Origin of the sequence: Euzebya rosea (assembly GCF_003073135.1) — a bacterium.
In the GTDB taxonomy this organism is placed as follows: Bacteria; Actinomycetota; Nitriliruptoria; order Euzebyales; family Euzebyaceae; genus Euzebya; species Euzebya rosea.
Genome location: NZ_PGDQ01000002.1, coordinates 93,101 through 118,780, shown reverse-complemented (window position 1 = coordinate 118,780; position 25,680 = coordinate 93,101). Strand labels below are relative to the sequence as shown.

25 protein-coding genes are annotated in these 25,680 nt (G+C 72.5%); 7 read left to right on the top strand and 18 right to left on the bottom strand.

Features of this window, described 5'->3' with window-relative positions; genetic code table 11:
• Position 1: 1 nt before the first annotated feature.
• Positions 2 to 1,882 (bottom strand): serine/threonine-protein kinase, encoded by a 1,881-nt coding sequence (locus CUC05_RS25070; RefSeq protein WP_108664456.1) that lies wholly within the window; start codon positions 1,880 to 1,882, stop codon positions 2 to 4.
• Positions 1,883 to 2,056: 174 nt separating this feature from the next.
• On the opposite strand from CUC05_RS25070, the gene CUC05_RS02205 reads away from it, so the two are divergent.
• The 3 genes from CUC05_RS02205 (at position 2,057) to CUC05_RS02195 (ending at position 4,992) form a co-directional block, all read left to right on the top strand.
• Positions 2,057 to 3,172, top strand: a complete 1,116-nt coding sequence (locus CUC05_RS02205) for a flavin reductase family protein (protein WP_108664455.1) — start codon at positions 2,057 to 2,059, stop codon at positions 3,170 to 3,172.
• A 44-nt stretch (positions 3,173 to 3,216) separates the two neighbouring features.
• Positions 3,217 to 4,419, top strand: a complete 1,203-nt coding sequence (locus CUC05_RS02200) for a fatty acid desaturase family protein (RefSeq protein ID WP_108664454.1) — start codon at positions 3,217 to 3,219, stop codon at positions 4,417 to 4,419.
• A gap of 111 nt (positions 4,420 to 4,530) precedes the next feature.
• Entirely contained in the window at positions 4,531 to 4,992 is a 462-nt protein-coding gene (locus CUC05_RS02195) for an SRPBCC family protein (protein WP_108664453.1), read from the top strand.
• 49 nt (positions 4,993 to 5,041) lie between these two features.
• On the opposite strand, the gene CUC05_RS02190 is transcribed toward CUC05_RS02195, so the two are convergent.
• From CUC05_RS02190 to CUC05_RS02175, 4 genes are all read right to left on the bottom strand, one after another.
• Positions 5,042 to 6,436, bottom strand: coding sequence for a GH1 family beta-glucosidase (locus CUC05_RS02190; RefSeq protein ID WP_108664452.1), 1,395 nt, complete (start codon positions 6,434 to 6,436; stop codon positions 5,042 to 5,044).
• Positions 6,433 to 7,719 carry a cell wall-binding repeat-containing protein gene (locus tag CUC05_RS02185; RefSeq protein ID WP_157965120.1) on the bottom strand — a complete coding sequence of 429 codons (1,287 nt, stop codon included), beginning with the start codon at positions 7,717 to 7,719 and terminating at the stop codon, positions 6,433 to 6,435. Before CUC05_RS02185 ends, CUC05_RS02190 begins: the two co-directional genes overlap by 4 nt.
• A 96-nt stretch (positions 7,720 to 7,815) precedes the next feature.
• Complete coding sequence (locus CUC05_RS02180) at positions 7,816 to 8,298, bottom strand: hypothetical protein (protein WP_108664451.1); 483 nt, start codon at positions 8,296 to 8,298, stop codon at positions 7,816 to 7,818.
• A 121-nt stretch (positions 8,299 to 8,419) separates the two neighbouring features.
• Complete coding sequence (locus CUC05_RS02175; protein WP_108664450.1) at positions 8,420 to 9,703, bottom strand: dihydroorotase; 1,284 nt, start codon at positions 9,701 to 9,703, stop codon at positions 8,420 to 8,422.
• A gap of 162 nt (positions 9,704 to 9,865) precedes the next feature.
• On the opposite strand from CUC05_RS02175, the gene CUC05_RS02170 reads away from it, so the two are divergent.
• Positions 9,866 to 10,072 carry a hypothetical protein gene (locus tag CUC05_RS02170; protein ID WP_108664449.1) on the top strand — a complete coding sequence of 69 codons (207 nt, stop codon included), beginning with the start codon at positions 9,866 to 9,868 and terminating at the stop codon, positions 10,070 to 10,072.
• A 139-nt stretch (positions 10,073 to 10,211) separates the two neighbouring features.
• Positions 10,212 to 10,430 carry a hypothetical protein gene (locus CUC05_RS02165; protein WP_108664448.1) on the top strand — a complete coding sequence of 73 codons (219 nt, stop codon included), beginning with the start codon at positions 10,212 to 10,214 and terminating at the stop codon, positions 10,428 to 10,430.
• Positions 10,431 to 10,551: 121 nt separating this feature from the next.
• Here the strand turns inward: CUC05_RS02165 and CUC05_RS02160 are convergent, their stop codons facing one another.
• The 13 genes from CUC05_RS02160 to CUC05_RS02100 all read right to left on the bottom strand — a co-directional run bounded on the left by CUC05_RS02160 (position 10,552) and on the right by CUC05_RS02100 (position 22,798).
• Positions 10,552 to 11,160 (bottom strand): GTP-binding protein, encoded by a 609-nt coding sequence (locus CUC05_RS02160; protein WP_108664447.1) that lies wholly within the window; start codon positions 11,158 to 11,160, stop codon positions 10,552 to 10,554.
• Positions 11,141 to 11,521 carry a DUF742 domain-containing protein gene (locus tag CUC05_RS02155; RefSeq protein WP_108664446.1) on the bottom strand — a complete coding sequence of 127 codons (381 nt, stop codon included), beginning with the start codon at positions 11,519 to 11,521 and terminating at the stop codon, positions 11,141 to 11,143. Before CUC05_RS02155 ends, CUC05_RS02160 begins: the two co-directional genes overlap by 20 nt.
• Positions 11,518 to 11,940, bottom strand: a complete 423-nt coding sequence (locus CUC05_RS02150) for a roadblock/LC7 domain-containing protein (RefSeq protein ID WP_108664605.1) — start codon at positions 11,938 to 11,940, stop codon at positions 11,518 to 11,520. Before CUC05_RS02150 ends, CUC05_RS02155 begins: the two co-directional genes overlap by 4 nt.
• A gap of 2 nt (positions 11,941 to 11,942) precedes the next feature.
• On the bottom strand, positions 11,943 to 14,972 hold the full coding sequence (locus tag CUC05_RS02145; RefSeq protein ID WP_108664445.1) for an ATP-binding protein: 3,030 nt from the start codon (positions 14,970 to 14,972) through the stop codon (positions 11,943 to 11,945).
• Between the two features lie 51 nt (positions 14,973 to 15,023).
• A complete protein-coding gene (locus tag CUC05_RS02140; RefSeq protein ID WP_108664444.1) occupies positions 15,024 to 16,310 on the bottom strand; it encodes a DUF5667 domain-containing protein in 1,287 nt (428 codons plus the stop codon).
• Between the two features lie 37 nt (positions 16,311 to 16,347).
• Positions 16,348 to 17,124: a sigma-70 family RNA polymerase sigma factor gene (locus CUC05_RS02135; RefSeq protein WP_157965118.1), complete on the bottom strand. Its 777-nt coding sequence runs from the start codon at positions 17,122 to 17,124 to the stop codon at positions 16,348 to 16,350.
• 97 nt (positions 17,125 to 17,221) lie between these two features.
• Positions 17,222 to 18,721 carry an AAA family ATPase gene (locus tag CUC05_RS02130; RefSeq protein WP_108664442.1) on the bottom strand — a complete coding sequence of 500 codons (1,500 nt, stop codon included), beginning with the start codon at positions 18,719 to 18,721 and terminating at the stop codon, positions 17,222 to 17,224.
• A gap of 11 nt (positions 18,722 to 18,732) precedes the next feature.
• On the bottom strand, positions 18,733 to 19,359 hold the full coding sequence (locus CUC05_RS02125; RefSeq protein WP_108664441.1) for an XTP/dITP diphosphatase: 627 nt from the start codon (positions 19,357 to 19,359) through the stop codon (positions 18,733 to 18,735).
• A complete protein-coding gene (gene rph, locus CUC05_RS02120) occupies positions 19,356 to 20,018 on the bottom strand; it encodes a ribonuclease PH (RefSeq protein ID WP_170127900.1) in 663 nt (220 codons plus the stop codon). The genes CUC05_RS02125 and rph overlap by 4 nt, the downstream gene beginning before the upstream one ends.
• A gap of 68 nt (positions 20,019 to 20,086) precedes the next feature.
• Positions 20,087 to 20,842: an MBL fold metallo-hydrolase gene (locus CUC05_RS02115; RefSeq protein ID WP_157965117.1), complete on the bottom strand. Its 756-nt coding sequence runs from the start codon at positions 20,840 to 20,842 to the stop codon at positions 20,087 to 20,089.
• A gap of 196 nt (positions 20,843 to 21,038) precedes the next feature.
• On the bottom strand, positions 21,039 to 21,839 hold the full coding sequence (gene murI / locus CUC05_RS02110) for a glutamate racemase (protein WP_108664438.1): 801 nt from the start codon (positions 21,837 to 21,839) through the stop codon (positions 21,039 to 21,041).
• A gap of 129 nt (positions 21,840 to 21,968) precedes the next feature.
• On the bottom strand, positions 21,969 to 22,451 hold the full coding sequence (locus tag CUC05_RS02105; RefSeq protein WP_108664437.1) for a hypothetical protein: 483 nt from the start codon (positions 22,449 to 22,451) through the stop codon (positions 21,969 to 21,971).
• 56 nt (positions 22,452 to 22,507) lie between these two features.
• Positions 22,508 to 22,798, bottom strand: coding sequence for a winged helix-turn-helix transcriptional regulator (locus tag CUC05_RS02100; protein ID WP_205712092.1), 291 nt, complete (start codon positions 22,796 to 22,798; stop codon positions 22,508 to 22,510).
• Between the two features lie 190 nt (positions 22,799 to 22,988).
• Between CUC05_RS02100 and CUC05_RS02095 the strand changes: the two genes are divergently transcribed.
• Positions 22,989 to 24,755, top strand: a complete 1,767-nt coding sequence (locus CUC05_RS02095; RefSeq protein ID WP_205712091.1) for an SDR family oxidoreductase — start codon at positions 22,989 to 22,991, stop codon at positions 24,753 to 24,755.
• The gene (locus tag CUC05_RS02090; RefSeq protein ID WP_108664434.1) at positions 24,752 to 25,675 is read left to right on the top strand and encodes a metal-dependent hydrolase; all 924 of its coding nucleotides are present in this window, start codon (positions 24,752 to 24,754) and stop codon (positions 25,673 to 25,675) included. The genes CUC05_RS02095 and CUC05_RS02090 overlap by 4 nt, the downstream gene beginning before the upstream one ends.
• Positions 25,676 to 25,680 lie beyond the last annotated feature (5 nt).

Genomic DNA, 25,680 nt, shown 5'->3' with positions numbered 1-25,680 from the left:
ATCAGTCGGCGGCCACCGTCGGCGGGGGGTCCGGCGGGGCCGGCTGTGGCTGTGGTGCCGTGACGACCGGTGGTGGTTGCTGCGGCGCCGGCGGGTTGGGAACGGGGGCCGGAGGGTTCGGCGCCGGGGCCGGTGGGTTCGGCGCCGGGGCGGGACCTGCCGGAGCGGGACCCGACGGGGCGGGCTGATCGGTGGGCTCGGCCGGCGTCGACGTCGGGCCGATGCCGTCGGGCAGCAGCAGGGTCACGCCGTCGGCGTCGTCGTCGGGGACCGCGATCGGCAGCTCGGTCGCGCGCAGGCTGACCGCGTCGGTGTCGATCCCGAAGGCCTCGACCGTGCCTTCCTCCCCGACCACGACGTCGGCGACGTGCAGGAACCAGCGGCGCTCGGCGGTCGGTGGCAGCAGGTCGGCGCAGTCCTGCAGCGTCATCGCCAGCACCACGACCCCGTCGTCGACGGCCTCCGACATGGTGAGGGGGACCTCGCACGCAGGGCCGTCGGCGTCCCCCTGGACCCCGAGGGAGAACACGAGGTCGGCAGGCCGTGGGTGGTCCAGCTCGATGGTCACCGTCGGCAGCGGCAGCTCGGCCTCGGTGGCCAGCGGGCCGATGGTGGGGCCGTCGGAGGGCTTGGGGACGACGACCACGTCGACGCCGGCCTCGGTGGCGCCGTCGGCGGTCGGGGCCGGGGCGGCACGTTCGGTCGGCGCCCCACCAGCGTCGTCGCCGGCCGCGAACACGGCGACCCCGAGTCCGGCCAGGCCGACGACGACCACCGCCATCGCCCCGACGACGAGCCGGCTCCGGCCCCGCTCCCCTGCGGCGACGGAGCCCGAGGACGGCCCGACCAGCGGCTCGAGCGCTGGCTGGTCGGACGGCGGCTGGTCGGACGCTGGCGGGTCGGTTGTCGGGAGCTCCGGCTGCGCCACGGGCACCGTCGGCAGCGCGCCCCCGACGGCCACGTCGGCGGTGTCGGAGGGCTCACCCGCAGTCGACGGCCGGTGGTCCGGCGCCGCGTGGGGGGTGCGGTCGGCCACGAACATCGGTGCCATCGACCACCCCTGCGAGGCCTGGGCATCCCTGAGCAGCTGGCCGGCCGCCTCCGCTGACGCCGGCCGGTCGGCGGGATCGCGGGCCAGCATGGCGTCGACGACGTCGGCCACCGCGCCCGGCAGGCCGCGCTCCCGCATGTCGGGGTAGTCGCCCTTCACGATCCGGAACAGCAGGTTGGCGACCGTGATGTCGGGGTCGTCGACGAACGGCGGCCGTCCGGTGAGCACGGTGTAGAGCGTCGAGCCGAGTGAGAAGACATCCGACCGGACGGTCGCGTCCTCGCCCTCCAGCAGCTCCGCCGGGGTGTGGGCCAGGGTGCCGGTGACGCTGCCGGTGGTGCTGGTGTGGGCGGCCGTCAGCAGGCGCGCGATGCCGAAGTCGCCCAGCTGCGGCTCCCCGAACCGGTTGACCAGGACGTTCGCCGGCTTGATGTCACGGTGGAGGATGCCGTGGCGGTGGGCGGTCTCCAGCGCGCCGGCAAGCTTCACGCCGGTGTCGACGACATCCGCGACCGGGAGGGCGCCCCGGATGTCGAGCGCATCCTGCAGCGATCCACCGGCCAGGTACTCCATGACGATGTAGAGGTGGCCGTTCGGCGACTCGCCGTGGCTGAACACGGTCACGATGTTGGGATGGCCCGACAACGTGCCGAGCGCCCGGAGCTCGGACTCGACCCGGCTGCGGCGTTGCTGGGTGCCGATCACCTTGATCGCCACGACCCGTTCCAGCGACGTCTGGTGGGCCCGGTAGACGACGCCGAACCCGCCGCGACCGATCTCGGCGGCGTCGGTGAAGCCCGAGATCCCGTAGCGGTCCCACTCCTCCGACACGATCCCTCGATTCCGTGTGCACGGCCCTGACTGGTGGACCGTCGCGATGCTACTCCCCTGCCGGCGTCCACCCCACGGACGATGTACCGACGATCAGTGATCCGCCATTGACTGTTACACCAGTTAGTGTCACATTGATCGTCAGACATCCACTTCGTCCAGGGAGGGCATCCCATGACCACACTGCTGCCGCGGGCCTCGAAGGCCCTGCCGAGCGCACGCCGACTCCAGCGCCTCGTGCTGAACGGCCTCACCTACCCCCACGGCGTCGAGGGGTACCGCGACGCCTACCGTCCGGCGGCCAGCGCCGGTCGCATTATGGCCACCGTCGAGGCGATCCTCCCGCAGACCCCCCGCGCCCACACGCTGGTCCTGCGCCCGGAGCGCCCGATGGCGTTCGCCCCCGGCCAGCACGTCCTCGTCACCTGCCAGGTGGACGGTGCACGGCAGACCCGCTGCTACTCGCTGTGCGACACGCCGCGCCGCGCGGACGGTCGGGTCGAGATCACCGTCGCCCACATCCCCGACGGCCTGGTGTCGAGCCACCTCACCGGCGGTGGCGCGGGTGACCCCAGCGGCGTGGCGGTCGGGGCGGCGGTCGGCCTGTCGGCACCGCAGGGCACCGACTTCGTGCTGCCACTCCCACGCCCCGAACGGCTGGTGCTGATCGGCGGCGGCAGCGGCATCACCCCGCTGCGGTCGATGTGGCGCACGATGCAGGCCGAGGGCCTCGGCGACCGGGTCACCGTCCTCTACTACGCCCGGACGGCTGCCGACGGGCTGTTCCTCGACGAGCTCTCGACGCTCGGGGACGCCCACGTCGTCCTCACCCGTGCGGCGGGCGTCGGCCCGCTCGTCGGCCGCTTCGAGGCCGCCCACCTGGCCGCCGTCGGGATCGATCCCACGACCGCCAGCGCGTTCGCCTGCGGCCCTCCCGGGCTGGTCGACGCCGTCCGCGATGCCTGGTCCGACGCACCCGACCGGCTGCGCACCGAGTCCTTCGCCCCACCGGTCGCCCCCGTCGGGGACGACATGCCCGAGGGCATGCTGACCTTCGCCCGGGCCGGCGTCTCCGCCCACAACGACGGCACCACCCTGCTGGAGCAGGCCGAGGCTGCGGGACTGTCTCCCGAGGCCGGCTGTCGCATGGGCATCTGCCACACCTGCACCACCACCAAGCACGCCGGCGCCGTCCGTGACGTGCGCACCGGCGAAGTCGACGACCGGGAGGGCTGCGAGGTCCAGCTCTGCATCTCCCAGCCCGTCGGCAACGTCTCGCTCGACCTCTGATCCGCACCCACCCCCACGCCCCATCGACAGACACGGAGCCCACCATGTTCACCCTGTCCACCCTCCTGCCCCTCCGGACCGCCACCGACGCCGCTGCGGCGCCCACGGCCGCTCCCGATGCCCGCCACCGGGGCGTCGACGCCGACGGTCGCCCGCTGCTGACGCCCGAGCAGGTCGAGGCCCTCGGCCGTGACCTCGACGCCATCCGCGAGCGCGAGTTCGCCGACCTCGGCGAGGTCGACTCCACCTACATCCGTCGCATCGTCGCGGTGCAGCGCAGCCTCGAGATCGGGGGCCGCGGCCTGCTGTTCCTCGGGTTCCTGCCCCCCGCCTGGTTCGCCGGCGTCGTCGCCCTCTCCGTGTCCAAGATCCTCGACAACATGGAGATCGGGCACAACGTCATGCACGGCCAGTACGACTGGATGAACGACCCCAACCTGCACTCCAGCAAGTTCGAGTGGGACACGGCCGCCCCCGCGAAGAACTGGAAGCACGGCCACAACTTCCTGCACCACACCTACACCAACATCATCGGCAAGGACCGCGACATCGGCTACGGCATCCTGCGGATGACCGAGCACGAGAAGTGGACCCCCTCGGCCCTGCTCAACCCGGTCAAGGGATTCCTGCTGGCGGTGCTGTTCCAGTGGGGCGTCGCGCTGCACGACATCGAGGTCGAGAAGATCCTCAGCGGCGACAAGTCCCTCGACGAGGCCCAGGACGTCATCGTCGCCATCCGCCACAAGGCCCGTCGCCAGGCGTTGAAGGACTACGTCCTGTTCCCGCTGCTCGGCCTGCCGATCGCGCCGCTGGTGTTCGCCGGCAACGTCGCCGCCAACCTCATCCGCAACGTCTGGGCGTTCACCATCATCTTCTGCGGCCACTTCCCCGAGGGGGTGGCGTTGTTCACCGAGGAGGAGGTCGAGCACGAGACGCGCGGTGGGTGGTACCTCCGCCAGATGCTGGGCTCGGCCAACCTGACCGGCGGGAAGCTGTTCCACATCATGTCGGGCAACCTGTCCCACCAGATCGAGCACCACCTCTTCCCCGACATGCCGGCCCGCCGCTACCAGCAGATCGCCGCGGAGGTCGAGGAGATCTGCGAGCGCTACGGCCTGCCCTACAACACGGGGCCCCTGCGCACCCAGTTCGGCAGCGTCGTCGCCAAGATCTGCCGGCTGGCCCTCCCCAACGGCACCGCCCGCAAGGGCCGTCCGGACCCGCGCGTCCTCGCCGGCGCCCGCTAGCCGCCACCCGCACGGGACCGCTCGACCGCAGCCCGGCTCGAACCGGGTCCGACGCCTCAGCAGGGCCGCCGCCGGTTTCTTCCGGCGGCGGCCCGGATGGTTGACTGCAGCATGGCCACGATCACTCGCACCGCCCGCATCAACGCCCCCCGCGACCTCGTGTGGGACACCCTCACCGCCTCGGCGGACTGGGCGGACTGGACCGACCTCAGCAGCTCGGTGCGCGAACGCGAGGGTCAGGGCCACCCCGATGGCGTGGGCGCCATCCGCCAGATCTGGGCGGGCGGCGTGGCGAAGGTCCGCGAGGAGGTCGTGGCCTTCGACCCCGACGCCGGCATCTACGAGTACGTGCTGCTGTCCGGCCTGCCGATCAAGGACTACAGGGGTCGAGCCGAGGTCGTCGCCGAGGGCGACGCCACGGTCGTGACGTGGACCTCGCAGGGCAAGCCCCCGCTGCCGATCCCCGGCGCCGACCGGGTCAACGGCATCGCCATGGGGCTGGTCATCGGCCGCCTGCTCGACGGCCTGAAGGCCGAGGCCGAGCAGCGGGCCAGCCGCCAGCCCGCCCGGTAGCGCCGACCGGGCCCCCCGGCGGCGCCCCCGGGCTCGGCCCGGTCCCGGGTCAGCGGCGCGCCTGCACCGCCGCCACCAGCTCGGCGTACCAGCGAGCGCTGTCCTTGGGCGTGCGGACCTGCGTGTCGTAGTCGACGTGCACGATGCCGAACCGCTTCACGTAGCCGCGTGCCCACTCGAAGTTGTCCATGAACGACCAGGCCAGGTACCCCTCGACCGGCACGCCGTCGTCGATGGCGTCGGCCATCGCCGAGAGGTGGTCGCTGAGGTAGGCCATGCGGTCGGGGTCCTCGACCCGACCGGCGGTCACCGGCGGATCGTCGAACGCGGCACCGTTCTCGGTGATGACCAGCGGCAGGGGACCCCATTCGCGATGCACCCGGCGGAGCAGGTCGGCGAAGGCCGCCGGATCCATCGGCCAGCCCATCGCGGTGAGCGGCGGGGTGGGCACGACGCTTCGGGCGGGCGCACAGCAGGCGTCGGGCAGCGGCTGGGTGCCCTCCGGCAACGACGACACGGTCTCGGAGTAGTAGTAGTTGATGCCCAGCCAGTCGGGCCGCTGGCCGGACAGGTCACCGTCGCGCATGTCCGGGGTGCCGCCGGCGGCCTCCCACGCGGCCACCGCATCGGTCGGGACCGTCCCGTTGATGATCCCGTCGAGCCACCAGCGGTTCCGCACCGCATCGAGGGCCCTGGCCGCGTCGGCATCACCCTCGCTGTCGCTGCGCGGGTGGATGGTGGTGACGTTCAGGGCGGCGCCGACCTCGGCCCCTGACGCGGCAGCCCGGATGGCCGCGTCCGCGAGGTGGTGCGCACGAAGCAGCGTGTAGGCGGCTGCCATCGCTTCGGCCGCATCGGTGTGGCCGGGCGCGTGTGCGCCCGCGTGGTAGCCGAGATGGCTGGTGCACCACGGCTCGTTGAGCGTGGCCCAGCGGGTCACCCGGTCCCCCAGCCGTTCGGCGACGATGTGGGCGTAGTCGGCGAAGCGCCCGGCGGTGTCACGGTCGGGCCACCCTCCCTCGTCCTGGAGGGCCTGGGGCAGGTCCCAGTGGTACAGCGTCGGCACGGGCTCGATGCCGGCGGCCAGCAGGCCGTCGACCAGCCGGTCGTAGAAGGCCAGGCCGCGGTCCTCGACCCGACCTCGTCCCTCCGGCTGGATCCGTGGCCAGGCGATGGAGAAGCGGTAGGACTCCATGCCCAGCTCCGCCATCAGGGCGATGTCGTCTGCCCAGCGGTGGTAGTGGTCGCAGGCCTCCGCCCCGCTCGACCCGTCGTCGATCGCCCCGGGCTGGGTGCAGTAGACGTCCCAGATGGACGGTCCCCGACCGTCCTCGTGGATCGCACCCTCGATCTGGTAGCTGGACGTGGCGGTCCCGAGCCGGAGGCTGGCGGGCAGCCGCTGGGCGAGCTCGGCCGGGGGAATGATGGTGTGGTTGTCGGTCATGCGGTTCGTGCGTCCTCCAGGATCGTGTCGCAGACGGCGCCAGTGCCGCCGAGTGCGACGACGCGGGCGGGGTCGAGTCGGGCGATCTCCTCGGCCACCACGGCGGGCAGCTCGCCGCACTGCGGGACGAGGAGGATGGGGCCGTCGGTCAGCACGCCGCCGGCGACGGCGTCGACGGTGTTGTCGGCCCGAGCGAGGTAGACGGTATCGGCGCCGGCAGGGAACTGTGCACGCGAGATGGCCACGGCCGTGTCGATCCGGCTGGCGCCCGACAGGCGGCCACTCTCGCGACCGGCGGCCGACCCCGGTCCGCGGGCGGCACCGGAGTCCGGGTCGACCACCAGCCCGGCGGTGTCGACGGCGACGAAGCGGTCGCCCGGGATGTCCCGCAGGGCACGGAGCGCGTCGTTGTCCCAGCGGTCGTCGGGCACACCGCTGATGAACCACGCCGAGCCGTTGTCGGCGAGGATCGCCCCGTGCGTCTGCAGCGCGACGACGATGGGCCGCGCCTGCGCGGGGAAATCGGTCGGATCGATGGTCGGGTCGAGGCGGAACCATGCACCCATCGGCGGCAGCGACGGGTCGTCGGCCGCGCCGGCCTGGTGCCTGGCCGGCCAGATCCAGCTTCGATCGGTGCGGGGGGCGGTCATCCGGATCGCATGGTCGACCACCCCGGTCCGTACCTCCTCGAAGCGGACCAACCCGGGAAGGATCGGGAGCCCTGCGGCGTCGGCGGACGTCCAGCCATCCGGACGCAGCGCGTTGGACGCGAGGTCGAAGATCGCGCCGGACCCTGCCGTCCACGCGGTGCCGTCGGTGGGTCGTGCGTCGTACAGCTCGTACAGCGTGCAGCGGTCGGTGTCGACGAGCAGGACGTGGCGGTCCCCGTCGGCGTCGGGTCCGCCCTCGACGAGCACGTCATCGGGGATCGGGTAGGGACCCGCGTCGCTCTCGTCGGCGAAGTCGAAGGTCACCTCGACCTCGGGCACGTCGTCGTCGACGAGGGTGATGGGGATGCCGATCGGCTGCCCCTCGAAGGTTCCGGAGCCGAAGTCGGGATGGATTCCCGCGTCCCGGCCGATCGCGGCCACCCAGTCGTCGGAGGAGGGATGGACCGGCAGGTCGGCGACCGTGGCGTACCAGTGGGAGTCGGCGGGGAACAGCGCGCACCCGCCGACGCTGCCGCCGACGGCGGGGACCGGCCCACGCGTCGGGTCGACGGCTGGCGGCCCGCCACACGCGGCAAGGGCGACCAGCAGCATCAAGGAGGCGGCCCGGCGCATGCCTGCACACTACTGCCCGGGCTCGCCGCTGCGCGCCGCGTTCGACCTCGAGGTCGGGTGCCCTGCCGGTGAGAGGGGTGCCGGGCGTCGTCGACGTCAGCGCGCGGTGCGTGACTGGCGGCCGGGGCGCCAGGACAGGCGGACGAACCGCAGCGGGCCGTCGCCACCTGCGGGAGCACGGCGGACGTCGTCGGCCTGCACGTCCAGCAGGCTCGCGACCACCGGGTCGATGCCTGCGGGCTCCGAGACGGTGATGGTCGTGGCGAGGACCAGGTCGTAGCCGCGCACGTCGGCGGGGTACCACCGCGCGTCCAGCCACAGGTCCGCGCAGGCAGCGGCTGCCGCACGGATGGTGTCGTCGGTCATGGCTGCTCGCGGTGCTCCGAAGATGACCTCGGAGCCCATCCCGGCGATCGCGGCACCGGGGAGGGACACCGCCAGCCACGGCCGCCCGGCCAGCGTGTGGGTGGGGTAGGAGGCGGTTCGGACCCGCGCGACGACCAGGTCGACCTCGTCGTCGAGGTAGCGACCGTGCTCGACGTACCGCGTCATCGAGGCCGTCGTCTGCTCCACCTGCATGGACCCTCTTCCCACCCTCGTGGCGTGTGGCCGCCGTACCGCGGACACACACTACTGAACGTGCGTTTCAGGCTACCACTGGTAGCAGCAGGCGGTCCATGCCCAGTTCTGGCCGGGCCCGTCAGCCCAGCTGGTGCTGGATCACGCCACGTCGCATGGTCAGGCGCACCCGACCCGTGAGGGTGTCGCCGGCGAAGGGGCTGTTCAGCGACTTGCTGGCCATGGTGGCCGGCTCGACCCGCCACGTCTCGGTGGGGTCCAGCACGCAGATGTTCGCGGGGCTGCCGGGGGCGACCGGCTGGCCGTGGCCCTCGAGCCCGGCGATGCGGGCGGGCGAGGCCGACAGCACCTCCACCGCCCGTGAGGGGCTCATCAGGCCACGCGACACGAGGTGGGTCCACACCACCGACACCGCGGTCTCCACGCCGAGCATCCCCGGTGGGGCCGTCGCGAGGTCGCGGGCCTTCGCCGCCGGCGGGTGGGGGGCGTGGTCGGTGGCCACGGCGTCCACGTCCCCGGCCACGAGTCCCTGGCGCAGCGCCGCCACGTCGACGTGGGTCCGCAGCGGCGGGTTCATCTTGCCGTTGGTGCCCAGGCGTTCGACGTCGGCGTCGGTGAGCACGAGGTGCTGCGGCGTGACCTCGCAGGTCACGCGAGCGCCGTCGCGCTTGGCCCGGCGCACGTGCGCCAGCGCCAGGGACGTCGAGAGGTGCAGGACGTGATAGCGCCCCCCGGTGAGCCGGGCGAGGGCCACGTCACGGGCAACGATGACCTCCTCGGCCTCGCGTGGCCGGCCGCCAACACCCAACGCTGCCGACACCGCTCCCTCGTTGATGGCGCCGCCGGCCACGAGGGACGGGTCCTCGCAGTGCTGGCTGACGACCATGCCGGGCAGGGCCAGCGTGGCCTCCAGGGCCTGTCGCATCAGTCCCGCGTCGGCGAGGACGTCGCCGTCGTCGGTGAAGACCCGGACGCCCTCGGCGTACAGCGCCGCGAAGTCGACCAGCCGCTCGCCCTGTCGATCCACCGACAGGCACGAGGAGGTGTGGACGTCCACGGGGGCACCTGCCGCGGCGGCGCGCACGTCGCGCACCACCTCCACGCGGTCGATCGCTGGCGTGGTGTTGGGCATCATCACCACCGCGGTCATGCCACCGCGGGCCGCGCCTGCCGCACCCGAGCTGATGTCCTCCGCCTCGGTTCCGCCGGGTTCGCGGAAGTGCACCTGGATGTCCACGAGGCCGGGCATCACCACGCAGCCGGAGACGTCGATGTCGGTCGCCCCGGCCACGTCGACACCGGATGCGACGACGTCCACGATGCGGTCCCCGTCGACGACGACGTCGGCTCGACGCTGCCCGTCGACGTTGACCACTGTTCCGCCACGGAGGATCTGCGCGCTCATGACAGGGATCGTACGGGGGTCGCGGGAAATATCGGTCACGGACCGTCACGCTCTGGATTTCCGATCGTTGTCCTGCCCGAGACGCCGCAACCGGCGGCACCGCAGACCACACCCGCAGACAAGACCCGCAGACCCCCCTCTCGCAGATCCCGGAGCCCGACGATGAAGAACCCGCACGCCCTGGCCAACACCCTGACCGCGTACGCCCTGATCGCCGAGAACAGCCACATCGACGACGCCGTGGATCAGCTGGTCGAGCGCATCGGGTGGGACGCGGCCTTCCTGACCCTGGCCTCGATGGAGGAACCGAAGGCGGCCATGGGCCTGTACTCGCTGGTGTGCGGCCTCTTCATCGCCGACGCCCAGTGACCCACCGATCGGCTGCCCCGGCCCGGTAACGGTCTGGGGTCGGCAAAGACTGCACCAAGTCGGGGATCCTCGGGACGCAGCGTCCCACCATCGGTGTTGGCCAGCGTCACACCCCACCACCACCAGGAGGATCCGCGAGATGATCGGCCAGCACGACACGTTCGAACCGGGCCTCGTCCGGCCCGCCCCCGACGTGGTCGCGAGCGCCCTCGAGATGGACGTTCACGACGACGAGGTCGGCGACCTCCTGATCGCACTCGTCGGCTTCGACGCGACGATCACCGCCCTCGCCGCCAGCCCGCACCCCCGCGCGGGCGCCGTCATGCCGAGCGTCCTCTCTTGGCTCCTGCTGGACTGACGGCAGACCGACCACGCTCCCCCGGGGACTCCCCCACCCAGACGCGATGATGCACCGAAGGCCCGCCGTGGGGCGGGCCTTCAGTGTGTCCGGATCGCACGCGCGGCGGCGTCGGGCCGGCTCAGCGAGCGGATCGCTTGGCGCGCGCACGCCGCAGGGCGTGTTCGACGAGCGTGACGAGGGTCTGCTGGACGGAGTCGTGCAGGCGTGCGTCGGTGCGCACGACCGGGATGTCGGGCGGCAGGTCGAGCGCTGAACGAACGTCCTCGAGCTCGTGCCGCATGATGCCCTCGAAGGCGTTGACGGCCACGATGAACGGCAGGCCGCGGTCCTCGAAGTAGTCGATGGGCCCGAAGCTGTCGTCGAGCCGGCGGGTGTCGACCAGCACGATGGCGCCGATGGCGCCCTTGCACAGGTCGTTCCACATGAACCAGAACCGGTCCTGTCCGGGTGTGCCGAACAGGTACAGCAGCAGGTCCTCCGACAGGGTGATGCGTCCGAAGTCCATGGCGACGGTCGTCGACCGCTTCTGCGAGACCTTGGACAGGTCGTCGACCCCAGTCGAGGCAACGGTCATCGCCGCCTCGGTCCGAAGCGGATCGATCTCCGAGACGGACCCGACGAACGTGGTCTTGCCCACCGCGAAGCCGCCCGCCACCACGATCTTGGTGGGGGTCAACACCGCTCGGGTGCCGGCGGGACGTGCACTCCTAGAGCGTGCGGAGACCATGCAGCACCTTCTCCAGCAGCTTGGGGTCCTGGGCGCCGCCGGTGTCGGCGTCCGGTGGCGGGTGGATGATCACGAGCCCCTCCTCGGCAAGGTCCCCGACCAGGACGCGCGCCACGCCGAGCGGCACGTCGAGGTGTGCGGCGACCTCGGCGACGCTGATGGTCCGCTGCGTCAGGTCCAGGATCTCGGCCTTCTCGAAGCGCACGTCGTCACGGGCGTCGTAGCCGCGCCAGCTCATCTCGACCAGCGCCTCGATGGCAAGGCTGGCGTCCGGCGGCTCGGTACGGCCGCCCGTCAGCGCATACGGCCGGGTCAGCCGGGTGTACGGCCGCTCCGGCGGATCGGTCTCGGGCACGCTCACGACGGAAGTGCCGCCTGCAGCTCGACGCGGAGCGCCGGGGTGAGGACATCGCCCACACGGCTGACCAGCAGGGCCATCTCGTAGCCGATGAGGCCCAGGTCGGCGTCGGTGGTGGTGAGGACCGACAGGATCGATCCGTCGGAGATCGTCTGCACGAACAGGAAGCCCGCTTCCATCTCCACGATCGCCTGCTTGACCGCACCGGCCGCCAGGCAGCGCGCGGCACCCTGGGTGAGGCTGGACAGTCCCGAGGCGATGGCGCTCAGCTGGTCCGCCGCGTCGCGGTCGAGGTTGTCGGACAGGGCGAGGGGCAGCCCGTCGGCGCTGAGCACGAGCGTGTTGGCCACACCCGGGACCTTGGAGGTGAAGTTGGCCACCAGCCAGTTCAGGTTGCGCGCGTCGTCGGAGAGATGGTTCACGTTCACGAGTCATCGCCGCTTTCCGCACCGTCGCCATCGGCAGGCGGGGCGTCGTCTGTCGTTACCTGTTCCTCGGCAGCCCTGCGCCCGGCCTGAAGTCGTGATTGGTACGACGACAGCAAGTTGCGGGACTGTTCACGGCTGACCGGCGCCGCCGCGGCTGCTGCCGGGCGGGCGTCGTCGTCGCCCTTCTTCAGCGCGGCCGGCAGCGATGCCCCCCGACGCCGCTGCGGCAGCGGGGTCCCGATCTCCGACGTCGGGCGGTCTCCGCTGTCCTCGGTCGAGGGGGCCGGGGACGCATCTGCCGGCTCGGAGGACGGGGTGGACGGCGCCGGTGCGGGGTCCCCGGGACGGGGCCGCGTCGGCAGCGCCGGTGTGGGCGACTGGGTGGCCTGGGCGTCGACGGCGGGCGCGGTCGGTCGCGGTTGGGATGCCGCTGCTGGTCCCTCGGGCGAGGGCTCCGAGGCTGCGGGCTGATCCGGTGCAGCCGCCGAGGCCGTGCCAGCCCCCGAGGGTGCGGTGGATCCCGGGGCCGCGGTGGCCCCTGGGGCCGAGGCGGCGTCCTGGGACTGGTCCCCACCGCGTGAGGTGAACAGGCCCCGACCGGGTTCGTCGAGGGGCTGGCCCACGGTGGAGCGTCGTGGCAGCGGCGGCGCCTCCGGGGCGGTGGCGCCGATCGATGGCCTCGACGGCGGCTGGTCCGCGGGGGTGTCGGCCTGCCGGGGCGGTACCGCAGGTCCGCGCCCACCCTGTGGGCCGGGGATCCCGACGCCCTCGACGGGCTTGCGACGGGCGACGGGGGCCGGGGTCACGGGATCACCCATACCGGGCAGGTCCTGCAGCAGGCGGGCGGCCGCCTCGGCCTGTGACCCGGCGGCAGGTCGCTGTGGTGCGGCCGGCGCATCGCCGGTGTTGCCGGCGGCCGCGTCGGACTCGACCGGCGTCGCGGGACGGGCTGCAGGGGTCGGCGTCGATGACGCCTGCGGCGTCGGCGTCGATGACGCCTGCGGCGTCGGCATCGATGACGCCTGCGGCGTCGGCGCCGTCGACGCTGGGGGTGGCGACTGCGATGCGGGGCTCGCTGCCGGCGGTTGCGCGGCGGGCTGCGTGGCCGGCGTCGCTGGCGTGCGACGGCTGGCGCTCAGCAGCGCATCGAGGTCGTCGCGGGCCGGGACCATGTCGTCGTCGATGGGTGAGGGCGCGAGGTCGGCCGGGGGTGCGGCGGGGGCGGACTCCTGGTCCTTCTTGCGCCCGAACATGCCGCGTCGCTTCTTCGGCGGGGCCGTCGACGGGGTGTCCTGACCGCCCAGGTGACCGCTGTAGGACCACGATCCGCCGCCCGTCGTCGCCGGGGCCGCCGGGCCCGTGGCGGCGGGTGCTGGTGGGCTGGCTGCGGCGGGGGGCGTCGGGGCAGGGCTGCTCGACCGTCCGCGCCCGCGGGCGGTCGTGGCGGGTGCCGGGGTCGTCGGGGCAGCCGCGGCGGTGCTCGGCGGACGGACGACGGCCTGCGCCCAGGCGGGGGCGCCGCCCACCGGGACGGGGGTTGGCCCTGCGTCCGGCTCCGTGGCCGTGCTCGGGACGGGAACGGGTGGCGCCGGTTCGGTGGTGGGCAGGGCGGGTTCGTCGCGTGGACGATCGGCGTCGAGGTCGCCCGCGTCGTCCAACGCCGTTGGCGTGGGCATGTCGGCGGCCGGTGGCGCGTGCTCGAGCACCGTGGACGCCGGCTCGCTGAGCAGCTCACCGGGGACCTTGACGGTCGCGGTGATGCCGGGTCCGTCGGTGTTGTGGGACAGCTGCACGGGCAGGCCGTGGCGTCCTGCCAAGCGCGAGACCACGTCCAGGCCCAGCCGCTGGCTGTCGCTCGGGCTGATCGTCTGCGGGTTGGCGAGCAGGTGGTTGTACTGCTCGAGCTTGGCCGCGTCGATGCCGATGCCACGGTCGACGATGCGGAGCAGGTAGGACCCGTCTGCGGTCGTGCCTCCGACGACCCGGACACGGGCCTCGGGCGGGCTGTAGCTCGCTGCGTTCTCGATCAGCTCGCTGAGCAGGTGCACCAGCGGCGCCACGACCCGGCCCTCGACCGTGCGGTCGTCGGCCAGCTCGAGGTCGACCCGGGTGTAGTCCTCGATCTCGCCGACCGCACCGCGGGCGACCTCCGACAGCGGCGGGCGGCCGGCGACACGCCGGTTGGGTTCGCCACCGGCGAGGACGAGCAGCGACGCCGCCTCGCGGTTCATGCGCGTGGCGAGGTGGTCGAGGCTGAACAGGTCCTGCAGCGTCGAGGGGTCCTTCTCGTCCTGCTCCAGCTTCTCGATGAGGTCGAGCTGCCGTTCCAGCAGGGTCTGGCTGCGGCGCGCCACGGTGGCGTAGACCTTCGACACCTCGCGCTGGCGACGGGCCTCGGCCTTCTGCGCGGTGGCCTCGGAGGCACGTTCGGCGGAGACGTCCTCGGCCTGACGGGTGCCGCGCCACGAGAACACCGGCACGGCCGCGGCCCCCAGCACGGCGCAGACGTGCACGAAGCTCCACGCGAACGGCGCGTTCACCGCGGCCTGGTGGTTGTAGATCAGTGTCGGATCGACGTTGCCGACGACGAGCTGCAGGACCAGCTGCGCGGCGACGGCGAGGCCGAGCGCCAGCCAGTCGCGGTAGAGGCCGACGAGCCCGATCACGATGAGGGCATGGAAGTGGGCCTCGATCGCCCCACCCGACCAGAAGATCAGCAACCACGAGCACCAGACGAAGCCGATGCTGATCAGGGCGGCCCGGAACCGTTCGGACCCCACCGTGCTGGCCGCGAGGACGAGCAGGGCAGGAACGGCGACCAGGGGTGCCCACACGACGGTGTCGACCTCGCGGAAGTAGGCGAAGATCGCCAGGAGCGGCACGTGGACCAGCAGCAGGGTGCGAAGCAAGCGGTGCCAGGTCGTGAACGCCAGGCCGAGCCCGCTGGACGTGGGGTCCGCGGACACGTCGATGACGCCATCACGACTCGTGTCGTCGGCGGTGCGCAGCTCTGCCGTGTGCTCCATCGTTCCTCCTGGCCCCCTGCTGCCGGGAGGTCTCACCCGGTCCAGCGGAACCTAGCCTCCTCCGAGGATGCCACCGATGGTGCCGGAACCGCTGTTGCCTGACACGGCATCCAGCACGTCGCCCACGGTGGAGCCTGCATCATCCACCACGTCGCCGGCCCCGTCGAGGACCTGCCCCACGTCGGGAACGACGTCGTCGAGCGGGTCCGGCAGCACGGCGTCCACGGTGTCCACGACGTCGCCGAGCGTGCCATCGACCTGGTCGACGGTGTCATCGACCGTGTCCAGCACACCGTCGACGGCGTCCAGGACCCCGTCGACGGCGTCGGGCACCACGCCGGTCGGAACCTGCGTGGGGACCTCGATCGGCAGGTCCGGTGGCGGGAGGACGTCCCCCGGATCGGGCAGCGGGACGGGAAGGTCCGGCAGGCCGGGGTCCGGCAGGTCGCCGGTCGGATCCTGGATGACGGGTTCCGACGGCGGGGTGGTCGTGGGGGCGCCGGGGGTCGGCGGGGTCGTCGGGGTCACGTCGTCGACGGACGGGACGGTCGGTGGGGTGGTCGTCACGTCGACCGGGGCCGGGCCATCGGGCATCTCCACGCCGGTCGGCAGCGCGTCGGCGATCGCGTCACGGGCGTCCGCCAGCACCTGTCGGAGCTCGTCGGCGGCGTCGAGGGCGGCACCGTCGAGCAGCGGGGCGAGGGCGGCAAGTCGCTCCTCCTCCTCCACCAGCACGTCGGCGAGGTCCAGCAGGTCGCCGGTCTCGCCGTGTTCGGTGACCAGCCGCTGCCCCTCCTCGGTGCGGTCGCTGGCGCCGCGGAGCGCAACGGCAGCCCCGCCGCCGTCGCCGTCGGCAGCCGCCAGCGCGGCCTCGTCCAGGCGGTCGAGCGCGTAGGACATGGCCCTGTGGCCACGGGCGACCTGATCGAAGGTCGCGGACAGCCGGACGTCCTCGATGACCAGCTTGGTGCCGTACAGCACGTCGCCCGGCTGGGCTCGCTCGGCCGCACCGGCGACGCCGCCACCAGCCAGCGCCATCGACGCGAAGCCGGTCGCGCCGGCGAGGCCGGTGGAGTAGCGGAAGCGCTGCACCCCCTCGCGGAGGCGCGTCAGGAACGGCGCCTCGCGGCGCTGCTCACGGGCGGCCTCGACGACCTGGGCGCGCAGCTCGGCCCTGAACTCCGGCCGCATCGGTGGCACCTCCGGTGCGGCCTCCCGCAGCAGGGTGGCGAGCGCGCTCAGCTCCTGCCGTTCGGCCTGTTCACCGACGGTGCCGGCAGGCACGTCCTGCCCCTCGAGCAGGCGTGCGAGGCGGTCGATCTCGTCGCGGCGGCTCACGGCTGGCCCCCGTCCACGGCTTGGTCCACGGCGGCGGTCACAGGAGCGCCTCGACGTCGACGTGCTTGGCGAGCGCCTTGAGCGCGCGGTACTGCAGCGCGCGGATGGCGCCCTCGTTCTTGTCCATCACCTTGGCGGTGGTCTCCACGTCGTAGCCCTGCAGGAAGCGGTGGTAGAGGACCTCGGCCTGTTCGCTCTTCAGCTTGGCCAGCGCCTCGTGGACCTGTCGGCGCATCTCCTGCACCTCGAGGTTGCGTTCGGGACGGGCGTCGTAGGTCGGCTGGTCGTCCACGGAGTCGTAGACCTCGGCCACCGCGTTCTCCATGCGGAAGCGGGCCGACTTGAAGTGGTCGTGGCACCGGTTGCGGGCGATCGTGACCAGCCAGGCCCCGAAGTCCTTGCCCTGCCAGGAGAAGCTGTCGATGCGCTTGAGTGCGCGCATGAAGACGTCGGAGGTCAGGTCCTCGGCGGTCTGGCGGTCGCCGACCCGGTGGTAGCAGTAGGCGTAGACCTTGTCGACGTAGGTGTCGTAGAGCACCGAGAAGGAGTAGGCGTTGCCCTGCTGGGCGGCGCGGACGTGCTCGACGATCTCGGGATCGATGACCTCACCGTCGGCGTGCGGCGGACCGACACCCCCGCGGGTGCCGGCGATCGACGCGGCGGCAAGGTGCACCGGCAGGCCCAGCCGAGGGGTACCCACCGCGGCCATCCGGAGCACGGGCAGGCTGAACAGGGCGGCCAGGAGGCCGACCAACCAGGTCGTGTACGTATCGGTGTCGCGGTGGCCCCGAACGGAGGAGCCAGCAGACTGCATGTCCTCAGTGTCGACGCGTCGCCGTGCCCTCGACATGGCTCGAAATGACTATTTTCGGCGCGTTCGCGCTCGTCGGGAGGCGTTCGTCGAGCTGCCGTCACCAGGGGCGGTGGCCCGACGCCGGCTGTGCCCGTCCCTCCGCCAGCCACGACCGCAGCGCCCCGACCCGCTCGCGCTGGGCGACCGAGAGGGGCACGACACGGCCGGCCGCCGCCACCAGGTCCGGGGTCGACAGCTCCCGGCTGGCATCGAAGGCGGTCAGGAGGGCGTCGTGGACGACCTGGGCCAGCTCGGCGCCGACGAACCCCTCCGTCCGGTCGGCGACGGCGTCCAGGTCGTACCCGGTCACGTCCCGTCCGCTGCGGCGGATGTGGACGGCGAGGATCTCGGCTCGTTCCTGCCGGCTCGGCAGGTCGAGGAAGAAGATCTCGTCGAACCGTCCGCGGCGCAGCAGCTCCGGGGGAAGGGCGCCGACGTCGTTGGCGGTGGCCACCACGAAGCAGGGCGAGGTCTTCTCCGCCATCCACGTCAGCAGCGTCCCCATGACCCGGGTGGAGGTGCCCGTGTCGTTGCCACCGTGGGCGAGCGCCTTCTCCATCTCGTCGATCCAGACCACGCACGGCGCGATGGCCTCGGCGACCTGCAGCGCGTGGCGGGCCCGACGTTCGGACTCGCCCATGTAGGAGGAGTAGATGGCGCCGACGTCCAGGCGGAGCAGCGGGACCCCCCAGAGGGCACCGATGGCCTTGGCGGTCAACGACTTGCCCGTGCCGGGGAGGCCGATCAGGGCGACCCCCTTGGGCGGGGGCAGCCCGAAGTCCCGGGCGGCCGCGCTGAAGGTCCGCTCGCGCAGGCGGAGCCATTCCTTGAGGGCATCCAGGCCACCGACGTCCTCGGGGCGGACGGTCGGCTCGACGTACTCCAGCGCCCCGGAGGACGCGATGACGGCCTTCTTCTCCTCCAGGACGAGCTCGATGTCGCGCAGGTCCAGCACGCCGTCGTTGACCACGGCCTTGGTGAAGACCCGTCGTGCCTGCTCAAGCGTCAGCCCCAGCGCGGAGTCGACGAGGTGTTCCAGGCCAGCGGCGTCCAGTCGCGACTCCGCCCAGCGGGTGCGGCAGACCTCGCTGAGGACCTCCTGGAGCTCGCTGCGGCTCGGCGGGGGGAGGGTGAGGGTGACCGCGGTGTCCCGCAGCGCCTCCGGCACCGTCGCGCCGGCCCCGACGACCAGCACGGTCGGCCCGGCCGCGCCGCCGCGTTGGGCGTAGTTGCGGACGGCCCGGAGGATCCGGTGGTCCTCCCACTCGTGGTGGAAGTCCTTCAGGACGACCAGGGTGTCGCTGCTCATCTGTCGCAGGCGGGACAACACGTCGATGGCGTCGGTCGCCGGGGCCATCGGCCGCCCCTCGGTGACCGAGGTGAACCCCGTCATGACGTCCCAGGTCAGGCAGCGCACGTGGAGGGTGCGACACACCTCGGCGGCCCGGGCGACGACGCGCTGTTCCTCCAGGGAGTCGACGACGATCAGCGGGAAGTCCGCGCGCAGCTGGATCGCGAGGTGGTCGGCGAAGGCCAGCGCGGCCCGGGCGTCCTCCATGGCCGGTGTCCCTAGCCCTGCTCGGTGGGCGGTTCGCTCGACGGTGCCGCGGCGAGCATCGCGTGGATGTGCGGCCGCAACGCCCGGAACGCCCTCCCCCTGTGGCTGATGGCGTGCTTCTCCTCGGGGGCCATCTCCGCGGAGGTGCGGTCGTGTCCCTCGGGCTGGAAGATCGGGTCGTAGCCGAAGCCGTTGTCGCCGCGCGGGGGACGGACGATGGTGCCCTCCATCGTGCCCTCGACGACCTTCACGGTGCCGTCGGGCATGGCGATGGCCGCGGCGCAGACGAACCGTGCGGTCGGGGCCTCCTCCCCCGCGGTGCGGTCGAGCACCAGCTGCAGGTTGGCCTCGTCGTCGCGCTGGGGGCCGGCGTAGCGGGCGGAGTACACCCCGGGTGCACCGTCGAGGGCGTCGACGACCAGTCCGCTGTCGTCGGCCACGCACGGCAGCCCGACCGCAGCGGCGCAGACGGTCGCCTTGAGGACGGCGTTGGCGGCGAACGTCTCCCCGGTCTCCTCCACGTCGGGCAGGTCGACGTCGTCGGCACCGAGCAGCTCGACGTCGAGGCCGGTCAGGATGTCACGAAGCTCCGCGACCTTGCCGGCGTTGTGGGTGGCCAGGACCAGCCGGGCGGTCACGCGGCGGCGACCGCGTCGCGCTGCGCGGCGAACAGCTGCTCGCAGCCCGCGGCGGCCAGGTCGAGCATGTCGGTCAGCTCCTCGCGGCTGAACGGCACGCCCTCGGCGGTGCCCTGCACCTCGATGAGCCGGCCGTCGCCGGACATGACGACGTTCATGTCGGTCTCGGCGCCGGCGTCCTCGTCGTAGCACAGGTCCAGCCGCGGCTCGCCGTCGACGATGCCGACGCTGACCGCGGCGATCTGGGTCAGCTCGGGGACGGCCGTGATGATCTCCCGCTCGGCCGCCGTGCGCAGCCCGACCGCCAGCGCCACCCAGGCGCCGCTGATCGATGCGGTTCGTGTGCCGCCGTCGGCCTGCAGGACGTCGCAGTCCAGCGTGATCGACACCCCACCGAGGTGGTCGAGGTCGACGGCCGCACGGAGGGACCGGCCGATGAGCCGCTGGATCTCCACGGTACGGCCCTTCTGCTTGCCGCGGGTGGCCTCGCGGTCGGTCCGTTCTCGGGTGGCGCGGGGGAGCATGGAGTACTCACCGGTGATCCAGCCCGACCCGGACTCGCGCAGCCAGCGGGGCACGTCGTCGCTGATGCTCGCCGAGCACAGGACACGGGTCTCCCCCATCGTGATGTCGGCGGATCCCTCCGCGTAGGCCTGCATGCCGGTGGTGATGGTGAGGGGGCGGAGCTGGTCGGTGGCACGGCCGTCGGGACGTGCGGGCTGGTCGGTCAAAGGTCGATCTCCATGAGGTCGACGGCGACGATGACCTCGCCGTCGTAGTGGGTGGCGGCCTCGTCGGCGACCGCCTGTGGGTCGTTGTAGGGCGAGACGTGGGTGATGAGCAAACGGCGAGCCCCGGCGGAGGCGGCTGCCCGACCGGCCTCGGCGCCGGTGCAGTGCACGTCAGCGGGCAGGGGCCGCTGGGACTCGAGCCACGTGGCGTCACAGATCAGCAGGTCGGCGTCGGCGGCCAGCCGGTCGATCTCGGGGGTCGGGGCGGTGTCGCCGGTGAACGCCACGACGGTGTCCCCGATCGTGATGCGGCTGCCGAGGGTTTCCGTCGGATGGTTCATCGCGAACAGCTCGATGGCCATGTCCCCGACGTGCACACGGTCCCCGGCCGCGGCCGTGTGGAAGTGCAGCAGGTCGGCCATCTTCTCCACCGACTCCTCCGGCAGGGTGGTGCTGACCACCGGGTACATGTCGGCCGGTCCGTACACGGGGATCGGGTCGGGCGTCGCGGGGTGGAAGCGCAGCGCGTAGTTCAGCCCGAAGACGTCCATGTAGTGGTCGGGATGCATGTGGCTGATGACCAACCCGTCGAGGTCGGCGATGTCGCGGACCTTCGACAGGTTGTGCAGCGCACCCGACCCGATGTCCAGCAGGAGGTCGGTGCCCTCGTGGGTCACGAGGTAGGAGGAGCACACCCGTTCGGCGGAGGAGTGCGTCCCGGCGCTGCCGATGACGGTGACGGTGACCGTCACGGGTGGCGGTCCCGGCGGTGCGGCGGGGTGGTGGTGCGGCTCATGGCCGGGGAGTCTAGGAGATGCGGTCCACGCCCGTCCGCGCTGGGCTCGGGTCAGGCTGGCTCGACATGTTCACCCAGGGGGGCTCGCTGACGCTCCACCCCCCCTTCGACCCCCCGGAGCCAGCCCTCCGGGCCTCGCTCCGCTCGGGTCCTCAGGCTGGCTCGACATCGGCGTCCCTGATCCTCGGGCCCAGGAACCGTTCTGCGAGGCGGGCGAAGTCGGCGGGGTCGCCGGTGGCGGCGAAGCGGTGCTGGGGGGTCTGGGTGTGGGCCAGCAGGTCGGCGTCGACGAGGTGGGCGAACACGGCCCGTGCGCAGGTCTCGGCCGAGGAGACGAGGGTGACGTCGGGTCCCATGACGTAGCTGATCACGCCGGTCAGCAGCGGGTAGTGGGTGCAGCCGAGGATCAGGGTGTCGACCTGCGCGGCCTTCATGGGCGCCAGGTACTCCTCGGCGACCTCCAGCACCTCCGGGTCGGTCGTCCGACCCTGCTCGACGAGGGTCACGAAGCGCGGGCACGCAGCGCTCGTCAGCTTTGTGTCGACCGATCCCAGCCGCTCGACCGCCCGGTCGTAGGCGCCGGAGGAGATCGTGACCTGCGTGCCGATGACGCCGATGCGTCGGCTGCGGGTGACGCGGATCGCGGTCTCGACCGCCGGTTCGATGACGCCGAGGACCGGCAGGTCGAACGTCAGCGGGTCGAGCTCCAGCGCGGCGGCTGTCGCCGTGTTGCACGCGGCGATGACGAACTTGACGTCCTGCTCGGCCAGCCAGCCGACGTCGTCGGCGGTGAACGCCCGGACCTCCTCCACCGTGCGGGGCCCGTAGGGACCGCGGGCGGTGTCACCGAGGTAGATGACCCGCTCGTCGGGGAGCAGGTCCATGAGCGCCCGGGCCACGGTCAGCCCGCCGACGCCGGAGTCGAACACCCCGATGGGGCGAGGGTCAGCCATCGTCGTCGAATGGTAGCCACCCCCTCGATCGCAACCCTCGACGTCGCCCGGCCGGTCGGGCGGGACCCCGGGCTACCGCACGTCCCGCGACAACCACACCTCCGGGGACCGCCTCGGATCGGGCCAGCCTCACATCAGCGTCAGCACGGTCAGCACGACCACCGCCAGGAGGCCCGCCGCACCTGCGGCGGTCGCCCGAAGGGTGGGCCGGCGCGCTCGGGCGGCCGCGATCCCCGCCACGCCGAGCAGCAGCACCGCAGCCGCCAGGAGCTGACCGGCGATGGGTTCCAGGCCGGTGCTGTCGGCGGCGACGACCAGCAGGCCGACCGGCACGATGGCGGCGGTCGTGGCCGTGGCCATCGAGCCGACCCGTGGGTCGGTCCGGCCGAGCACGGCGGTCACGACGAGGTACAGCCCCAAGCCGCCCAGGGCCAGGATGGTGATCAGGACGCCCGTGCCGGCCAGCAGGGCGGCCACGTCCGGGGCGCAGCTGGTGGGGCACGAGAACGCCTGGAGCAGGAGCCCAGCCAGCACCGCGGTCCCCGACCAGCCCGCCCCGACCAGCAGCGCGAGGCCAGCGACGGTGCGCTGGACGCGCGAACGGGTTGTCATGGACGATCGCCTCCTCGCGATGACCGTTTCCGGTCGGCGCGCAGGCAAACGTGGCCTCAGGTCGAGCGGTGTGCCCAGGCCTCGGCCCACTCCTCCAGCGGGGCCATGCGCGCCAGGAGGTCGAGGCCGTCGGGGGTCAGGCGATACCCCCCGTTGACGGTCACGATGCCGGCGCTCCGGAGCTCGTCGAGGCGCTGCTGGAGGACACCCGCGGACACTCCTCCACAGGCAGCGCGAAGCGCACGGGAGGTCATGGAGCCCCCGTCCCGCAGCTCCCAGAGGATCCGCAGGCTCCACCGGCGGCAGAAGAGGTCGAGCAGGTCCGCGATCGGCTGCGCGGTCGGCACACGCGGCACCGTCGAACCAGAACGCCCCTCAGCCTCCATGCCCCCAGTGTGCGCCCTCGCCGCCGCTCGAACCAGCCCCTGTTTGCGGAACAGGCGACAACGGCACTCGCCCGGAACATCTTGCCATGCGCCATCATTTGATGGAGCATTCTGTGATGGTACGAATCACAGACACCGAGGAGCCGCTCCCGTGCGCACGACCCTGACCGCTACCGATGGGGTCCGGCTGGCCGTCGAACACCACTCCACCGACGGGCCGACCGTGGTCCTCGTGCACGGCTTCCCCGACACCCAACGGGTGTGGGAGGAGGTCGTCGAGGCGCTTGCACCATGGGCTCGGGTGGTCACCTACGACGTCCGCGGTGCCGGTGCCTCGGGACGCCCCGACCACCGCGACGGGTTCCGGTTCGCGCAGCTCGCCGAGGACCTCCGCACGGTGCTCGACCACGTCCAGCCCGACGAAGCGGTGCACGTCGTCGGCCACGACTGGGGCGCCATCCAGGCGTTCGAGGCGGTGTGCCTGCCCGAGATCGCCACGCGGATCGCCTCGTTCACGTGCGTCTCGGGCGCGTCGTTCGACCATGCGGGGCGGGCGCTGCGCGCGACGCTCGGGGGATCCCCACGGCTGCTCCGCAACGCGCTGCGGCAGCTGGCCAAGTCCTGGTACATCGGTGCCTTCCAGCTGCCCGTCCTGCCGGAACGGGCGTTCCGCAACGGCACCGGGGTGCGGATCCTGGAGGCGCTGGAACACCTCGAACCGCGCCCGGGCCATCCCGCCGACACCCTGGCCGAGGACGGCGCCAACGGGGTCGAGCTGTACCGCGCCAACCTGCACCGCGTCATGCGTCCACGGCGCAGCACGGTGCACGTGCCCACCCAGGTCGTGATCGGGACCGAGGATCCGTTCGTCTCCATGGGGTTGTTCGACGAGCTGGCCGAGCTCGCCCCCGAGGCGTTCCTCCAGCGGATCCACGGCGGACACTGGCTGCCCCGCACCCATCCGACCGCGATCGCCGACGCCGTCCACGACCTGGTCCGCCACGTTCAGGACGGGACGACCAGTCCCCGGCTGGAGCGCAGCCGTCTGTGCCCGGGCACACCGGTGCAGCAACCCCTCGGCGGACGTGTCGCCGTCGTCACCGGCGCGGCGAACGGCATCGGCCGTGCCACGGCGCTCGCCCTGGCCGATGTCGGCGCGCACGTGGCGCTGGCGGACCTCGACGGCGCAGGACTGGCCCGCACCGCCGTGGAGGTCGCCGCCGTCGGTGTGGGGGTCTCCACCCACGAGGTCGACGTGGCCGACGGCGACGCCATGGCACTGCTGGTCAAGGACGTCGTGGCCGAGCTGGGGGTGCCCACGGTCGTGGTCAACAACGCGGGCATCGGCATGTCCGGCCCGTTCCTCGGCACCACGACGGCGGACTGGGACCGCATCCTCGGGGTCAACCTCTGGGGCGTGATCCACGGCAGCCGGCTGTTCGCCGCCGAGATGGTGGCGGCTGGCCTCCCGGGGCACATCGTCAACGTCTCCTCGGGGCTGGCCTACACGCCGGCCCGCGACATGTCCGCCTACGTGGCCACGAAGGCAGCCGTCCTGCGCCTGTCGGAGGTGCTGCGCGCCGAGCTGGGCGACCACGGCATCGGCGTCAGCGCCATCTGCCCGGGGGTGGTCGACACCGGCATCACCGATCGCACCGCCTTCGTGGGCGTGGACGACGCGGAAGCCGACCGCAAGCGGACCACGGCGTCGGCGATGTACCGCCGGCGCGCCTACACCCCCGACCGGGTGGCGAGCGCCATCGTCGACGCCATCCGCCACGACCGCGCGATCGTGCCGGTCAGCCCCGAGGCCCACGTCGGCTGGATCCTGTCCCGCCTGTCCCCCGCCCTCACGCGGCGGTTGTCCGCCGTCGATGCCCTCGGCCTGTCCCGCTCGCGCAGCAAGGACCCACGATGACCGCCCTGCCCCGCCCTCGTGTCGACACCCGTGCGTCCGCGCAGACCCGGGCCGACGCACCGACGCGTGCCGACGCGCACGTCCCCCAACCGCGCCGTGCCCGCTTCGACTGGGCCGACGTCCCGCTGCACTGGATCCCCGGCGACGCCCACTCCACGCACGTCATCAACAGCCTCCACCTGTTCCTCCCCGCGGGCGAACGCTGGTTCGTCAAGGTCATGAAGCAGGCCCTGCCGCTGGTCACCGACGACCTGCTGCACGACCAGGTCCGCGCGTTCATGAGCCAGGAGGGCATCCACGCCACGGCCCACGGGACCGCGGCTGCACACCTGCGGGCCCACGGGCTGGACCACGCCGGCTACGACCGTCGGCTGGAGGTCGTCTTCGACCGGTTGCTCGGCGACCACCGGCTGCCCGGACGGCGGATGCAACGGGCCTGGCTCGACGTGCGGCTGGCCATCATCGCGGCGATCGAGCACTACACCGCCGTCCTGGGCGACTGGATCCTGAGGGCCGACGCCCTCGACGAGGCCGGTGCGGACCCGGTGATGCTGGACCTGCTGCGATGGCACGGTGCGGAGGAGGTCGAGCACCGCTCCGTCGCCTTCGACCTCTACCAGCACCTCAACGGCAGCTGGGCACTCCGAGCATCGGTCGCGCAGGTCGTCTTCCCGGTGCTGCTCGCCCTGATGCTGGACGGGACTCGGGTGCTGATGGGCGAGGACGCCGACGCGCCGCGGTTCCGCCCGATCGGCGGCTACGTCGCTGGCATGGACAAGGGGCGCCTGCCCAAGCTGCTGTGGCTGGCGATGCAGGGACCCCGGTACGTCCGACCCGGGTACCACCCATCGCTGGAGGGCGACATGCAGCGGGCGCTGGACTACATCGCACGCTCGCCATCACACATCCGCGCCCTGTGAGCCGG